At 48.9% G+C, this 16,417-nt stretch carries 13 protein-coding genes; 11 read left to right on the top strand and 2 right to left on the bottom strand.

The features are described 5' to 3' along the window. The 11 genes from ACOJUN_RS24855 to ACOJUN_RS24805 all read left to right on the top strand — a co-directional run bounded on the left by ACOJUN_RS24855 (position 1) and on the right by ACOJUN_RS24805 (position 15,026). Positions 1-1,026, top strand: coding sequence for a D-alanine--D-alanine ligase (locus ACOJUN_RS24855; RefSeq protein ID WP_422134516.1), 1,026 nt, complete (start codon positions 1-3; stop codon positions 1,024-1,026). Then, on the top strand, positions 998-1,771 hold the full coding sequence (locus tag ACOJUN_RS24850; protein WP_422134515.1) for a cell division protein FtsQ/DivIB: 774 nt from the start codon (positions 998-1,000) through the stop codon (positions 1,769-1,771). The genes ACOJUN_RS24855 and ACOJUN_RS24850 overlap by 29 nt, the downstream gene beginning before the upstream one ends. A 97-nt stretch (positions 1,772-1,868) precedes the next feature. After that, complete coding sequence (gene ftsA, locus ACOJUN_RS24845; RefSeq protein ID WP_422137126.1) at positions 1,869-3,107, top strand: cell division protein FtsA; 1,239 nt, start codon at positions 1,869-1,871, stop codon at positions 3,105-3,107. A gap of 174 nt (positions 3,108-3,281) precedes the next feature. Continuing rightward, positions 3,282-4,475, top strand: a complete 1,194-nt coding sequence (gene ftsZ / locus ACOJUN_RS24840; protein ID WP_422134514.1) for a cell division protein FtsZ — start codon at positions 3,282-3,284, stop codon at positions 4,473-4,475. Between the two features lie 93 nt (positions 4,476-4,568). Further along, positions 4,569-5,483 carry a UDP-3-O-acyl-N-acetylglucosamine deacetylase gene (gene lpxC / locus ACOJUN_RS24835; protein WP_422134513.1) on the top strand — a complete coding sequence of 305 codons (915 nt, stop codon included), beginning with the start codon at positions 4,569-4,571 and terminating at the stop codon, positions 5,481-5,483. A 348-nt stretch (positions 5,484-5,831) separates the two neighbouring features. Continuing rightward, positions 5,832-6,767, top strand: coding sequence for a M23 family metallopeptidase (locus ACOJUN_RS24830; RefSeq protein ID WP_422134512.1), 936 nt, complete (start codon positions 5,832-5,834; stop codon positions 6,765-6,767). Between the two features lie 448 nt (positions 6,768-7,215). Next, on the top strand, positions 7,216-9,945 hold the full coding sequence (gene secA / locus ACOJUN_RS24825; protein ID WP_422134511.1) for a preprotein translocase subunit SecA: 2,730 nt from the start codon (positions 7,216-7,218) through the stop codon (positions 9,943-9,945). Positions 9,946-10,081: 136 nt separating this feature from the next. After that, positions 10,082-11,359, top strand: a complete 1,278-nt coding sequence (gene aroA / locus ACOJUN_RS24820) for a 3-phosphoshikimate 1-carboxyvinyltransferase (protein WP_422134510.1) — start codon at positions 10,082-10,084, stop codon at positions 11,357-11,359. A gap of 179 nt (positions 11,360-11,538) precedes the next feature. Continuing rightward, entirely contained in the window at positions 11,539-12,756 is a 1,218-nt protein-coding gene (argJ, locus tag ACOJUN_RS24815) for a bifunctional glutamate N-acetyltransferase/amino-acid acetyltransferase ArgJ (protein WP_422134509.1), read from the top strand. Between the two features lie 17 nt (positions 12,757-12,773). After that, on the top strand, positions 12,774-13,754 hold the full coding sequence (locus ACOJUN_RS24810) for a Nudix family hydrolase (protein ID WP_422134508.1): 981 nt from the start codon (positions 12,774-12,776) through the stop codon (positions 13,752-13,754). A gap of 51 nt (positions 13,755-13,805) precedes the next feature. Next, positions 13,806-15,026 carry a hypothetical protein gene (locus ACOJUN_RS24805; protein WP_422134507.1) on the top strand — a complete coding sequence of 407 codons (1,221 nt, stop codon included), beginning with the start codon at positions 13,806-13,808 and terminating at the stop codon, positions 15,024-15,026. Here the strand turns inward: ACOJUN_RS24805 and yacG are convergent. Further along, positions 15,015-15,212, bottom strand: coding sequence for a DNA gyrase inhibitor YacG (gene yacG, locus ACOJUN_RS24800; protein WP_422134506.1), 198 nt, complete (start codon positions 15,210-15,212; stop codon positions 15,015-15,017). The genes ACOJUN_RS24805 and yacG overlap by 12 nt on opposite strands. Positions 15,213-15,264: 52 nt before the next feature. Beyond that, the gene (locus ACOJUN_RS24795) at positions 15,265-16,185 is read right to left on the bottom strand and encodes an outer membrane protein assembly factor BamD (RefSeq protein ID WP_422134505.1); all 921 of its coding nucleotides are present in this window, start codon (positions 16,183-16,185) and stop codon (positions 15,265-15,267) included. Between the last annotated feature and the right edge of the window lie 232 nt (positions 16,186-16,417).

Here is a 16,417-nt window from a genome sequence, read left to right as displayed (position 1 = left end):
ATGTATAGCCAGGACCAGGGTCAAGTTGCCATTGATGCAGACAGTTATGAGCTAAAAAGAGTATTCGGTAAAGTCGCGGTATTACTGGGTGGTTGTTCAGCTGAGCGGGAAGTAAGTCTTGCATCCGGTAAACGAATCTTTGAAGCCCTGAAAACCAGTGGCATAGATTGTTGTCTTATTGATCCAATCGAGGGGCTGGTCTCACAGCTGGTGGAACAGAAGCCTGATCGCGTTTTTATTGCTTTGCATGGTCCCCGCGGTGAGGATGGTACGGTGCAGGGACTGCTTGATCAAATGGATATTCCTTATGCGGGCAGTGACATTATGTCTTCAGCATTGGCCATGGACAAATACAGAAGCAAACTGCTCTGGCAAGCGGTTGGTTTACCCACCCCGGACTTTATGCTGATTGAGCAGGCTGAAAACCTTGATTGCTGTGCAGAGATATTGCCGGCTTTTGTAAAGCCCAGTCTGGAAGGCTCCAGCGTGGGGATTACCAGGGTTGATCGGGAGCAGGATCTGCTGCCAGCCTGGGAGCAGGCTTCAAAATACGGTGGTTCTGTGCTGGTGGAACAGTTTATTGATGGTCCTGAATATACGGTCGCGATTCTGAATAGTCAGCCCTTGCCTGCTATTCGAATCGAATCGGCAGAGTCTTTTTATGACTATGACGCTAAATATGTTTCAGGAAATACTCAATACCACTTACCCAGTGGTCTGTCTGAAAGCAAGGAGCAAGAACTTCAGGCTCTGGCACTGACCGCTTTTGAAACGCTGGGCTGCTCTGGCTGGGGTCGAGTCGACTTTATGCAGGACGAAAGAGGACGCTTCTGGCTACTTGAGGCAAATACCGTACCTGGTATGACTGAAACGAGTCTTGTTCCTATGGCCGGAAAGTCAGTGGGTTTGAGTTTTGAAGCATTGGTTCTGGAGATTCTGAAGTCGTCCCTGATACCGGCTCGTCAGAAAGAGGCTGGAATAAAGAGAAGCAAAGAGCTTGTTCAAACTGAATCAGAAGCCACCTGACGACTCTGGCAGGCGCGGTCGTGGGGCAAGTCGGGGAATAGAGAAAAAGCTGGCTCGGCCTGGATCGTGGAGACGCTGGTCAGGATTGACTGCCATCTGTGTTCTGGCCGTGTCTTTGCTCTGGATTTGGCCGACATTGATGATGTGGGTTAATCAGCCGATAGCACGGGTGGAAGTGCGTTCTACGTTCAATTATCTGGAACGTGGTGATGTTGAAAAACAGCTGGCCCCCTGGTTGGTCAATCGGTTTTTTTACCTTGACCTGGAAGAGATGAGAAGGGCTGTCCTGGATATGCCCTGGGTAAGGGAAGCCAGTCTGCGACGTGAGTGGCCGGATACTCTGATCGTCAGTCTGGAAGAGCGAAAACCGATTGCCCGTTGGCAGGATGACGGTTTGATTGATGAAGACGGAGAAGTTTTCAGACCGGGATCTCTGGAGGCCTTCAGTAAGCTGCCAAAGCTGTCAGGGGTGGAGGATCGTTCTCAGGATGTAATGCAGCAATACCTGGCGTTTAGTCAGGTGATCAGGCCCCTGGGAGTTGCCGTTAGAGAGTTGCGGCTCAGTACAACGGATTCCTGGTGGCTGAAAGTAGATCACGTTGATGTCAATCTCGGGCGTGATCGCAGAATGGAAAGATTGCAGCGTTTTATCAGGTTGTATTATGCAAGGCTCGATGATCGCTGGCAGGATGTAAAGCGCGTTGACTTGCGCTATTTGAATGGGGCTTCGGTGGCCTGGAAATAGTCATGAAAACGTCATTATGCGTTTTCGTGGCAACACTGGAGTAGTGGGTTCGGCGCACTGACTATTTTGGTCAGAGTGGTTTGGGATGATAGATGCCATGACAGCGGCAGATAACGGAAATTTAATAGTCGGACTCGACATTGGAACTTCCAAAGTTGTAGCGATCGTCGGTGAGATAACCGCAGATGGCCAGCTGGAAGTGATCGGGATCGGCTCACATACCTCACGGGGTCTGAAGCGTGGTGTTGTTGTCAATATTGACTCTACAGTCCATGCCATAAAAAGGGCTGTGGAAGAGGCTGAGTTGATGGCCGGTTGTCAGATTCACTCCGTTTACGCCGGCATCGCAGGTAATCATATACGCAGCCTGAACTCCCACGGAATTGTTGCTATCAGGGAGAGAGAGGTTACCAGTGCCGATATTGACAGGGTGATTGATGCCGCCCAGGCTGTTGCTATTCCGGCAGATCAGCGAATTCTTCATATTTTGCCTCAGGAATATGTGATTGATACCCAGGAAGGTGTGAAGGAACCATTGGGCATGTCAGGAGTGCGTCTGGAAGCGAAAGTGCATCTGGTGACCTGTGCTGTCAATGCAGCGCAGAATATTGAGAACTGTATTAAACGATGTGGTCTTGAAGTAGACGACATTATTCTGGAGCAGTTGGCTTCGAGCTATTCAGTGCTTTCAGAAGATGAGAAAGAGCTCGGTGTGTGCATGGTTGATATTGGAGGTGGCACCACCGATATTGCTATCTTCACTGAGGGAGCCATACGACATACGGCAGTTATTCCTATAGCGGGTGATCAGGTCACCAATGATATTGCCATGGCTCTGAGAACACCCACTCAGCATGCTGAAGAACTTAAGATCAAATATGCCTGCGCTCTTACCCAACTGGCGCGTGCTGAAGATATGATCAAGGTTCCGAGTGTTGGAGACAGGGCAGCCAGAGAACTGTCTCGACAGTCGCTGGCAGAGGTGGTTGAGCCAAGGTACGACGAGCTGTTTACACTGATTCAGGCGGAATTGAGACGAAGTGGTTTTGAAGATCTCATTCCGGCCGGTATCGTGCTGACGGGTGGTACGTCCAAAATGGAGGGTGCCGTAGATCTGGCAGAAGAAATTTTTCACATGCCGGTCAGGCTCGGCATGCCTCAGGCCATTCAGGGGTTGACAGATGTCGTTTGTAATCCTATTTATGCAACAGGTGTCGGCCTGCTTCACTATGGTTTGAAAGCTCAACAGGAAGGGCGAAGGGAAACGGCCAGTTTCAGCAGACAGGAAGAAAGTCTGTTCAATCGGCTTAAAAAATGGTTTCAAGGTCAATTCTGATTGAGGGTTGGTTAGCAATCAACAGAATTAATCCTGCAGAAGGCAATGGCTGATTGTCATTGGCTAAACAGGAGCACACTGCATGCAGGGTGTTCCTGCAGGAAAGTGATTGAAGTTTAATGGCATTTAATATTCAGAAAATATCCTGTTTACGGTGACAGAAAGGAGAGAGCCATGTTTGAACTGGTGGATAATGTTCCGCAGGAAGCGGTGATAAAGGTTGTAGGCGTAGGTGGCGGTGGCGGTAATGCAGTCTGCCACATGTTGAACAGTCGGCTGGAAGGTGTTGAGTTTATCTGTGCTAATACGGATGCCCAGGCTCTGAAAAAACAGCACCTTCAGGCTCATACCCATCTGCAACTGGGAGCCAATATTACTCGTGGCCTCGGGGCTGGAGCAAATCCGGAGGTCGGTCGTGATGCAGCGATGGAAGACAGAGACCGTATTTCTGAAGTGTTGGCGGGCTCTGACATGGTTTTCATCACTGCCGGTATGGGAGGAGGTACAGGTACCGGTGCTGCTCCGGTTGTGGCTGAAATTGCCAGAGAGATGGGGGCTCTGACCGTAGCGGTGGTGACCAAGCCGTTTTCTTTTGAAGGTCGCCGCAGAATGACAGTGGCTGAAGAGGGGCTGAATCAGTTAAAAGAGAGCGTAGACTCCCTGGTCTGTATTCCTAATGAGAATCTTCTGCCTGTTTTGGGTCGTGATGTCAGTTTGCTGAACGCTTTTGGTGCAGCAAATGACGTACTGCTGGGCGCAGTTCAGGGTATTTCAGAATTGATTACCCGTGACGGCCTGATTAATGTTGACTTTGCTGACGTCCGGACTGTTATGTCTGAAATGGGCATGGCTATGATGGGTACAGGTTCAGCCACAGGCAGCAACAGAGCGATTGAAGCGGCCGAGCGAGCTATCCGAAGTCCTCTCCTGGAAGACGTCAACCTTCAGGGGGCTCGCGGAGTGTTGGTTAATATTACTGCTGGTCTCGATCTTTCTGTGGGTGAATTTCATGAAGTGGGTGACACTGTTCGTGAATTTGCTTCCGATAATGCCACCACTGTAGTAGGTACAGTTATCGATCCGGAAATGACGGATGAATTAAGAGTGACTGTTGTTGCCACTGGTCTGGGAGACAGCGACGAAAAGCAGGAACAGTCCCTTAAGGTGGTTGATGGTTCCAAGCCAAGGGCGACCCGTCCAGACGGTACCCTGAACCTCAAGGAGCTTGATATTCCTCCTCATGTTCGCAAAAAAGCAGCTGAACAGCCCGAGGTAGAGGAAGCTGAAAAGCCCCGCAGGCAAGCACCATCAACTGACAATGTGGATTACCTGGATGTACCGGCGTTTTTGCGCCGACAGGCTGATTGAATCAATGACCGGTTGTGTCATGTGTAACTTTTGTTACAATAAGTCGTTGAATTCAAATAACAGGGGCCTTTGAGGTCGCGGAATAGCGTTATCATGATCAGACAGCGTACCCTGAAAAATATTATTCGAGCTACGGGAGTGGGGTTACATTCCGGTGAAAAGGTCTATTTGACTCTTAAGCCGGCTCCCGTCGATACCGGCATTATCTTCTGTCGCACAGATCTTGATCCTGTGGTGGAAATTCCTGCTCGTGCAGAAAATGTCGGAGAAACTACCCTGTGTACCTCTTTGCAGAAAGACGGTGTTCGGGTAGACACCGTTGAACACCTGCTTTCGGCAATGGCTGGTCTGGGAATCGACAATGCTTATGTCGAATTGAGCGCCCATGAAGTTCCGATCATGGACGGTAGCGCGGGACCTTTTGTTTTCCTTATCCAGTCTGCTGGTATTCAGGAGCAGGAGGCAGCCAAGAAATTTATCCGTATCAAGAAAGAAGTGGCCGTCACTGATGGTGAGAAAACAGCTACTTTCAAGCCTTATGACGGCTTCAAAGTCAGTTTTACTATCTATTTTGACCACCCTGTTTTCAAAGGTCGTTCACAGACCTCTGAGATTGATTTTTCCAGTACTTCTTTCGTAAAAGAAGTCAGCCGTGCCCGTACCTTCGGATTCATGCGTGACGTTGAGTATCTGCGTTCACAGAATCTGGCTTTGGGAGGCAGTGTTGACAACGTTGTAGTGGTTGATGACTACCGTATTCTGAACGAAGACGGATTGCGCTACCATGATGAGCTGGTTAAACACAAGATTCTGGACGCCATCGGTGATCTGTACCTATTAGGTAATAGTCTGGTTGGCCAGTTCGTTGGCTACAAGTCCGGACACGAATTAAACAATAAGCTGGTCCGTTCTCTGCTGGAGAATGAAAAAGCCTGGGAAGTAGTGACATTTGAGGATACTGAAGTGGCACCGATTTCCTACCTTAAGCCGGCTGCGGTTACTGCTTAACTCATATAGTCACCTTTCATTGAAGGTCGCAGAAGCGACCTTTTTTGGAATCTATGCTGGTTAAATGAGGCATCTGGTTTTTAAAGATTTACCTGAATCTGAAAACCATCAAGAGTGAAGAAAACAAGAATGTGGGAGAACGACAGCAAAGTGACTTTTTTACCAGGGTCAAATATTGCTGACATGGTTGTGTCGATTCTTCATGACTGAATAGCGCTATCCTGTTTCAAGACAGGATGTGGATATGACGCTCTAACGCCTTTTGCATTGAAGCCCGGGTGATGAGCAGTGATTTCCATGATAATGAGTTAATAAGGTTGAATCATTGGGAGTACAGGGCTTCCTAGAATGAAAGTCATTGTTGTAAAGCAAGATCACTCTCGAACACAATCGTTCAGAGTCACAAGCAAGCGGCTGGCACTGGCTGCTTTTTCGGCGGTTTTTCTCTGCATGATGCTGGGTGGAGGTATTACCTATCTTTTCCTCAATTCGAAATCTGGCGTTGTCCTGACTGAAGAGGGCCTGCAAGAATGGCGGACAGTCCTGAGCGGACAGAGAAAAGAAGTTGAAAATGTTCGTCTTGCTGCAGAACGTCAAATTGATGCCCTGACCATTCGTCTGGCAGAGTTACAAGGGCGGATTACCCGACTGGATGCTGTTGGCGAGAGACTAACCATTGCTGCGAAACTGGATGATGGCGAGTTTTTCTTCGATGAAGTGCCGGCTATTGGTGGCCCGGAAGCGCTGCCTTCCAATGAATCTATCTATTCAATGCCCCCGCTTATTGATGCTATTGATCAACTTTCTGAGCAGATAGACAGCAGAGAGCAGCAGTTTGATATTCTGACCAGCCTGGTCTCTAACAGGACCATGAGTAATGATGTCTTTGTGGCAGGGCTTCCTGTCAAGAAAGGTTGGCTTTCTTCTCGTTTTGGTCAGAGAGCAGATCCTTTTACCGGAAAATTATCCTGGCATTCAGGTATTGATATGGCCGCTGTAAATGGTTCTGACATTATTGCTGTGGCTGCCGGTGTCGTGACCTGGTCAGGTGATCGCTCTGGCTATGGGCTTATGGTTGAGGTTAACCATGTTAATGGCTATGTGACACGATATGCGCACAATTATTCCAACGAAGTCAAGGTGGGCGACATCGTTACTCGAGGTCAGGTTATTGCTAAAGTAGGAAGCACAGGTCGTTCAACAGGGCCGCATGTTCACTTTGAAGTGATTCGCAATGGTAAGCATGTGGATCCACAGCGCTACATTTATCGGGCAAGCAAGTGATCTTTCCTGACAAGAACAAAGCGCTCCTCATATTGCTGGTATTTCCGATCCTTTTTCATGACTTGTTTTTTCGATGAATCTCACTGCCCGATTATTCAGTGCTGATCCTGCGAGTTGTCAGCGAAAAAGTAGCGCTCTTCCCTTGAAAGACTTCTTTCCAGTCCCTATATCCTTTACTGATGAGTGTAAATGTCTGTAAGGTTTGGATTTTTCTGCCTTTAATCCAGATTGTTGCAAACGTCTGGCGTTGACGTCAGTCAATAAAAAAACCATCTTAAGCTTTACGTTTATGGCTTATAAAACATTAAGGGCCAGATTTATAGCTAATATGGATGAGACTTTTGTGTGATTGTCATAGAATATTTGGCTGTTCTTAAGCTTGTCTGCCCACCCGGGATTGTCGGCAAGAGAGGCAGCCCCGGAATCAGAGTGAGACTGTAACCAATCTATGTTAGCTTCGTTAGTCAAAAAAATTATCGGCAGCCGGAATGATCGCCAGCTGAAACGCATGGGCAAGCTGGTCAAACAGATCAATGCTCTGGAAGATCAACTGTCTGGTCTCAATGATGAAGAGCTCAGGGGGCGGACTCAGTCCCTCAAGGATCGCTATCAGCAAGGCGAAAATCTTGATGACTTGTTGCCCGAGGCCTTTGCTGTCGTCAGAGAGGGCAGTAAACGCAGCATGGGCATGAGACATTTTGATGTCCAGCTGATCGGTGGCATTACTCTTCACGAAGGTCGCATCGCCGAGATGAGAACCGGTGAAGGTAAGACACTGATGGCGACACTGCCTGTTTACCTGAATGCCATCACAGGTAAGGGTGTTCATGTTGTTACCGTTAATGACTATCTTGCTCGTCGAGACGCCCAGTGGATGAGTGCTCTTTATGAGTTTCTTGGCCTGACAGTCGGAGTAGTCGTTCCCCAGCAGTCTCCTGAAGAGAAAAGGGCTGCTTATCAAGCTGACATTACCTACGGAACCAACAATGAGTTTGGCTTCGATTATCTTCGTGACAATATGGCGTTTCGCAAGGAAGATAAGTTTCAGCGTGAATTGCACTATGCTGTTGTCGACGAAGTGGACTCCATCCTGATTGATGAAGCCCGAACGCCACTCATTATTTCCGGTCCGGCGGAAGATTCCTCTGAACTCTACAAACAGATGAACAAACTGGCTCCTCAGCTGAAAAAACAGGAAGAAGAACTCGGAGAAGGTGAAGAGCCAACCGGTCATTACCTGCTGGATGAAAAGACCCGTCAGGTTGAGCTGACCGAGATCGGCCATTTGTTTATTGAAGAGCAATTGCAGAAGCTGGGACTCCTGCCTGAAGGAGAGAGTCTCTATTCTGCCCATAACCTGAATATGCTTCATCATGTGAATGCAGCGTTGAAAGCTCATGTCCTGTTCATGCGAAATGTTGAGTACATTGTGGCCGACGGCGAAGTGCTGCTGGTTGATGAACACACGGGAAGAACCATGCCGGGCCGTCGTCTCTCTGAAGGTCTGCATCAGGCACTGGAGGCTAAGGAAGGACTGAATATTCAGGCTGAGAGTCAGACCCTGGCCTCGACAACCTTCCAGAACTACTTCCGACTCTACGAAAAGCTTTCTGGTATGACCGGTACAGCGGATACAGAAGCTTTCGAGCTTCGCCAGATTTATGGTCTGGACGTTATTGTTGTCCCGACCCATAAACCAATGGTACGTGAGGATGGTAACGATCTGGTTTATCTGACCATTGAAGAAAAGTACGAAGCGATCATTGCAGACATCAAGGAAACCGTTCAGCAGGGGCGTCCTGTTTTGGTGGGTACTGCATCTATTGACGCTTCCGAACTCTTGTCCAATGCCTTGAATAAGGCCAGGATCCCTCACAATGTTCTTAACGCCAAATTTCACGAGAAGGAGGCCGAGATCATTGCCCAGGCGGGGCGTCCGGGTGCTATTACCATTGCTACCAACATGGCGGGTCGTGGAACTGACATAACCTTGGGTGGTAGCTGGGAGGCCGAGCTATCAGCCGTTAAAAATCCAGATCAGCAGCAGGAAGACCAGATCAAGTCTGAATGGCAGAAGCGCCACAAGGCCGTTCTGGCAGCCGGTGGTCTGCATATTATCGGTACTGAACGTCATGAATCCCGCCGTATCGATAATCAGCTGCGTGGCCGGTCCGGTCGTCAGGGGGACCCGGGTTCTTCCCGTTTTTACCTGTCTCTGGAAGATAACCTGATGCGTATCTTTGCCTCTGACCGGGTGAAGAACTTTATGAAAGCACTGGGTATGGAAAAAGGTGAAGCTATCGAGCACCGAATGGTCACCAATGCGATTGAAAAAGCCCAGCGCAAGGTTGAGGGTCGTAACTTCGATATTCGAAAGCAGTTGCTGGAATATGATGACGTCGCCAATGATCAGCGCAGAGTGGTCTACAAACAGCGTGATGAGCTTCTGAATTCTGAAAACGTGCAATCCAGCATTGATAGCATGAGATCTGAAGTGGTCAACGATGTCATTTCCCAGCACATCCCACGCGAGAGTCTTGAAGAGCAATGGGATGTGAAAGGTCTCGAGCAGAAGCTTGGGGCTGAACTGGCTATCCATTTGCCGATCCAGAAGTGGCTGGATGAAGATGACAAGCTGGAAGAAGAAGGTCTGAGAGAGAAGATTCTGGCTGAGGTCATCTCCAACTACAAGCAGAAAGAAGAACTGGCGGGTGGCGAGTCCCTGAGGAACTTCGAGAAACATATCCTGTTGCGTGTACTGGATGACAAGTGGAAAGAACACCTTGCGACCATGGATCACCTGCGTCAGGGCATCCACTTAAGAGGTTATGCCCAGAAGAACCCCAAGCAGGAATACAAACGTGAAGCCTTTGAGTTGTTCCAGTCCATGCTGGAAGATATCAAAACGGACACCATTCGTATCCTTTCTCATGTTCAGGTTCAGCAGGATGACAAAACCGAGGAAATGGAGGAGCAGCGTCGTCAGGAACTGATTCGTCGTATGCAGTTTCAGCATGAGCAGGCGCATGTTATGGAAGATCATTCAGGGAAAGAAGGTGAACTGCCAGAAGGTGTAACCGAACCTTTCGTTCGAGAAAGTCGCAAAGTCGGCCGAAATGAACCCTGTCCCTGTGGCTCCGGCAAGAAGTATAAACAGTGTCACGGTAAAATAGTTTGATATTGACCCGTTATTTTAAAGAAAACAGGCCGCTTCGCGGCCTGTTTTCTTTTATGGACTGTTTTAAACCGGCTGATTTATCGATGCATTGGGGTATAATTAATTTTTACTATCATTCGGCCAGTTAAGAAGTCCAATGGAGCAACTTGTTTTAAAGCCCATTTCCCGCGTGCAAGGGGAAGTCTCTATTCCTGGCTCAAAAAGCCTGTCCAACCGTATTTTACTGCTTGCTGCACTGGCAGAGGGTACAACCACCATCACCAATCTTCTGGATAGCGATGACGTTCGCTATATGCTGAAGGCTCTGAAAGCAATGGGTGTCCAGTATCGACTGTCAGATAACAATACAGTTTGCAAAGTCATCGGACTGGCTGGCCCGCTCGGTTCTGGTGAAAGCCTGACTCTGTTTTTGGGAAACGCCGGCACTGCCATGAGGCCATTGACGGCAGCCTTGTGCCTGGGGCAAGGAGAATACACCCTGACGGGTGAACCCCGAATGTATGAGCGACCTATCGGCGATCTGACTTCCTGTCTTGAGCAGGCCGGTGCAAACATCGTGTACTTGGGTGAGAAAAACTTTCCACCTCTGAAAGTCCTTGGTTCGGGCCTGAAGGGAGGAGAAGTCAGCATCAGGGGAGATATCTCCAGTCAGTTTCTGACAGCAATGCTCATGGCAGCACCATTAGCATCAGATAAAACGGTCATCACGATTGAAGGTGAACTGGTTTCCAAACCCTATATCGATATCACTCTCTCGGTTATGGAGCGCTTTGGTGTTAATGTCCAGAATAATGAATACCAGAACTTCGTCGTAGAAGGGGGGCAGGCTTACCGATCCCCGGGTGAAATTATGGTAGAAGGAGATGCTTCCTCGGCTTCTTACTTTCTGGCAGCTGCAGCAATCGGAGGTAAGCTGAAAGTTCATGGAACCGGTAATGCCAGTGTGCAGGGCGATGCCCGATTTGCTGAAGTACTGGAGCAAATGGGCGCTAAAGTCACCTGGAGTGACAACTGGATTGAAGTAGAAAAAGGTGAGCTTAAAGGTGTGGATATTGATCTGAACCATATCCCAGACGCAGCCATGACCATTGCTACTACTGCTCTGTTTGCCAGGGGCCAGACGGCTATTCGAAATATTTACAACTGGCGGGTCAAAGAGACTGACCGGCTTTCAGCGATGGCGACCGAGCTTCGTAAAGTGGGAGCTGAAGTTGAAGAAGGTGAAGATTACATTGTGATTAATCCCCCTGAGCAGATTCAGTCTGCAGTCATTGATACCTATGATGATCACAGAATGGCCATGTGTTTTTCCCTGGCGGCATTCGGTGGCAGTCCAATTACCATCAATGATCCTGGCTGCACCTCAAAGACCTTCCCGACTTATTTTGAGATATTTGAAAAAATCGTTGGATAATGAATAACAAAATGTAAATGGTTAGCTATAAGTGTATTTCGCATAGGGTCAGTTGAATCAATGCTCTCTGGCCCGATTCTCTGTGTCCGTTATCAGGATTATTCAACCCGGGGGGTAGCCGGGTTGAAGGGATGGCGTGGGCAGCGAATTGGAATGAAAAAAGAGGAGATGGAGAAACCATGGCAGTAGGATCAGGAAGCTGGCCGGAAGTGCATCCAGTAAAAGGCTTTCGTCTGGGGACAGCAGAGGCAGGTATCAGGAAGCAGGATCGTAAGGATCTTGTGATTATGAACTGGGATCAGGGTGCTTCTGTTGCCGGTGTTTTCACTCTAAACCGTTTTTGTGCTGCTCCGGTCCATCTGGCCAGGCGTCGCATTAACCGTTTGCCTGAGTATTTTGTTATTAATACTGGCAATGCTAATGCGGGTACCGGTGAACAGGGAATGGCGGATGCCACCGAGGTCTGTCGTGCATTGGCTGAATTTGCCAGGGTGCAGGAAGATCAGGTGCTGCCTTTTTCAACCGGTGTGATTGGCGAGCCTCTCCCTGTTGGCAAAATTGTTTCTGGCCTGCCCACTGCTTTCTCGGATTTGAGTGAAGATGGCTGGCACAGAGCCGGAGAAGGCATACTGACGACCGATACCCGCCCCAAAGGTGCCAGCCGACAGTTTGAAGTTGACGGTAAACGTTACACGGTAACGGGAATCAGCAAAGGGTCGGGCATGATCAAGCCGAATATGGCCACCATGCTGGCTTTTATGGCCACAGATGTTTCCGTAGATGAGACTGTTTTACAAAGCCTTCTGTCTGATGCTGTTAATTTGTCGTTCAATAGAATTTCAGTAGATGGTGATACTTCCACCAATGATTGCTGCATGCTGGTAGCCACGGGCAAGGCCGGAAATGAATCCATAATGCAGTCTCAGGGGCCTTTGTACCAAGCTCTGAAAGAGGCTGTTGAAGAGGTAGCTATGACACTCGCACAGGCTATTGTCAGAGATGGAGAAGGCGCTACCAAGTTTGTAACCATTCAGGTTGAACAGGCGAGCAGTGTCGTTGATGCCCTTGAAGTTGCTTATACCATTGCCCACTCTCCACTCGTCAAGACTGCATTATTTGCCAGTGATCCGAACTGGGGCAGGATTCTTGCTGCGGTGGGAAGAGCTGAGATCGAAGAGCTAAAGATTGATAAGGTTTCCATCTGGCTAGACGACGTTTGCATTGTGCAAGATGGGGGTGTTGCCTGCTCTTACACCGAAGCGGAAGGTGAGCGTGTAATGAATCAGGAAGAGATACTGATCCGTGTTCAGCTGGGGGCAGGTACTATCACGGAAACACTCTGGACTACTGATCTTTCCCATGAGTATGTTCGAATCAATGCTGAATATCGAACTTGAAAACAGGGCAGTAGGTGATGTCTTCAGAAAATCAGGCGAGTGTCAGGAAGGTGGTGCATGTTGCGGTGGCAGTTATTCGCGGGGATGATGGACGAATTCTTATAGCACGGCGACCGAATGATAAGCACATGGGTGGCTACTGGGAGTTTCCGGGTGGCAAGGTGGAAGAGGGAGAGTTCGTTACGGCAGCCTTGAATCGTGAACTTAAGGAAGAACTGGATGTTGAGGCAAATCAGTTCCGAAAGTTGATTTCGATTCGGCATGATTACCCGGACAGGTCTGTCTGTCTCGATACCTGGTGGGCGAACGATATCATTGGCCAGCCTCGTGGTAATGAGGGTCAGGAGATCCGATGGGTCGATCTGAAAGAGTTACCCGAGCTGAACTTTCCTCCGGCTAATGGTCCCATCGTTACGGCAGTCCTGTTACCAAATCGCTATATGATCACCGGTAAGTTTGATGTGGCTGCTGAGCTTCTGGAAAAAGTGAGTTACCAGCTTGAGCAGGGAGTAGAGCTGATACAGTTTCGGGCTCCATGGCTGGATAAAGGAACCTATCAGCATTTAGCCAGAGAGCTGCATCACCTTTGTCGGGAAACCGGGGCCAGCTTGCTTCTTAAAGGTGAGCCTGAACTACTGGCCAATAGCTGGTGTGACGGTATCCATCTTACCTCGAAACAGCTTCAGCAGGAGGGTGTTGATTGGCGAAGTGCTTCTCGTTCTGGTCAGTGGCTGGCAGCTTCCTGTCATAATCAGGAACAAATCGATCGGGCGGTATCACTGGGTGTCGATTTTGTAACACTCTCTCCGGTTATGTCGACACAGGCGCATCCGGGCTGTGAAACCTTAGGAATGGAAAAAGCTGCAGAGCTGACAGAGCGTTGCCCATTGCCTGTGTTCTGGTTGGGGGGGATGCAGCTTGCTGATCAGGAGCAGTTCATAGACCGGGGAGCCCAGGGGTTGGCTGCCATCGGTGCTTTCTGGTCGCAAACTTATTGAGGCCGTATACTAGTCTTAATTTAAGATTAAAGACTTCTTGCAGGGAAGCAAATGTCTCACTCTAATATCGGACCTGGTGGCAACAAATCAACATCAGTTTTGCCCGCTGATTCAACATTCCAATCCCCGTCAACTGCTGGCAGTGACTCACTGGGTAGAACAGTAGGTTCACTGGGGAATCTGCCTGGTACCGAAGGGCTGGATGAAGAGGCCTCAATGCTGGGGCAGCGTCCTGTTCAGGATCGGGCGGTTGCTTATTTCGAAGAGACCGGGCAGGTTGGCAGAAATATTCTTCCATCCATTAATGACAGGCCCTTTGGTGAATATTGGGAGGAGCTCCCCGGACAGGTCTACCGGGGAGTTGTTGATCACCGGTTCATGCGGATCAAAACAGATTCGAGAGGGGCCGGGAGAGAATCAGATTCTACTAAAGCTGGAAAAAAGGAAGAGTTTTGGCATGTCAAAACACTCGGGTATGAATCGGGTGCTGAAAAGTTTAAACGGTTGCTGCAAAAAGTGATCCACCTGATCACTGGAAAATCTTACAAAGCCCGTTTTTATGATGATCGAAAAGTGTTGGCCCAAAGGGAGTGCCTTGCTGCCGAAGCCTACAAACAAGTGATGGGTTACGGGCAAGAGTACATTCATCGCTACAGTCTGGACGAAAAAAATCAGGATCATTGTGTAGCTTCTAAAGACCTGAAAGGCTTCTACCCTGGCAATACCTTCTTTCAACAAACATTATTCCCTTCTATTTGTCAGTTTACTGATGATCATAACCCGGTTACCAATCTTGTCATGAGGCGATTTCTTCTGGGCGATCAGGACTATCTGAAACTTGATAATTTCCTCTTCAAGCATGCCGAAGATGACGAGCTGCTGACTGGTAAGTTAGTCAGTATTGATTTCGGTATGTCCTTTTATAATCGATTTTCCCTCCCCAGGAACTGTTCCATTGATGAATTTAGCCAGAGGCTTTTGCGTCCTTCAAAATTGCACAGGTTTCAATATCGAGGTAAGAAGACACTATTGACAATGGTTGAGCAGATGCCGCCAGAGCAAGTGGGAAGATCGATAAAGTTAGCTTTGGAGAGAATTACCAGACTGTCGGATCAGCAGTTGAGCGAGCTGGCTGAACATATGCACCAGCCAGAGCTTCGTGAGGTAATGTATCAAGTCCTCAAGTTCAAACGCTCTCAGGCAGAAGCCCTGTTGAACCTGAGATCCTGGCCTGTGAAACCAGGAGCTGGTGGGGGCTCATCAGTGCTTTAAATGGTCATCAATGTCGCTGGTCATCAGATCATCGAAAGCAGGGTTTCCGGGTATCGAACGCTCTTCATTCGCCCAGGCTCCAAGATCAATCAGCTTGCATCGTTGAGAGCAGAAGGGTCGAAACCCGTTTTCTTTCTTCCATTCTACTTTTTTGCCGCATTTCGGGCACTTCACAGTTGTTGGCATTGAATTACTAAACCAGAAGGTGGAGTGGCCTCCTGCTGGAAGCCACAGGGAATTACTGTTTGTTCCCGGGAGGTTGGGGAGCAACCGGGGTCTGCGCTTTCTGCTTTTCAATACCTGAATCACCCAGCAGGCCAAAGGTCACGGTATAAAGCAGCGAGGGATCGACATCACCGAAGGACTGGTAGCCGATGAATTCACCCTGTTCATTGAGTAGATTCGAATTCGGGAAATTCAGCTTTAAGACCTCAAGGGTTTCATTCGCGGGCTCTATCAGGCCCAGTCGCTGATAACCTTCCACCATGATACCCAGTGCGGGTTCTACCGCCGGGGTCTTCTGCATATTTTCAACAACATACTTGCCACGGTTCACAGCCGCTACATAGGCTTTGCGTTTCAGGTAGTAATTGGCTGCATGAATCTCATAATCAGCCAGACGATTTCTCAGGGCTACCATCCGCTGACGGGCATCTGGTGCGTATTTGCTGTCCGGGTAGCGCGTCAGCAATTCACGAAACTCATTGAAGGATTGGCGAGCCTGACCAGGATCACGCTTTGTGTTGTCTAATGGCAGGTAGCGCTCGATGAGACCCATGGAGGCCGTGTTAGAAGCCAGACCTTTCATATAATAGGCATAGTCTGCATTGGGGTGCTGCGGGTGCAGGCGAAGGAAACGATCCGCTGCTGCTCTGGCGGCTTCAGGCTCTACATTCATGAAATAGGCATAAACCAGGTCCAGCTGAGCCTGTTCTGCAAAAGAGCCGAAGGGGTAGCGTGACTCCAGTGTCCGCAGATACTCTACAGCCTTTGTATAACTCTGGTTATTCAGGGACTGGTTGGCCATCTGGTAGAGTTCGGCCTCAGTCAGGGATTCCGGAAGCGTCTTTTTTTCGGGGCTTGATGAGCATCCTGCCAGAACCACCGCAGCAAGGATCAGAAATATCAGGCGCGAATATGTGGTTTTCAGTATTGTCATGGTATTTACAGTTTCCGTACTCCGGCATGATTGTGAGGAAATAGGGTGTACAGGCCTCCCCTGAACTTATAACAGGGAGGCAGGCCGATAAAGTTTTGAGCATAGCTCAGCCAGACCTGATGATGTGATAAACTACCCGCCTTTGATCAACTAATTTAAACACAGTCCGCTGTAAAACGAAAAGAAACTGGTTCTATTAATAATCATTCAACTGCTTTCGGGAGGTTGGAAA

Origin of the sequence: Endozoicomonas sp. ALD040 (genome assembly GCF_049275945.1) — a bacterium.
Classification (GTDB): Bacteria; Pseudomonadota; Gammaproteobacteria; order Pseudomonadales; family Endozoicomonadaceae; genus Endozoicomonas_A.
Note: the sequence above shows the minus strand (reverse complement) of the source record. Positions and strands in the feature narration are given on the sequence as shown.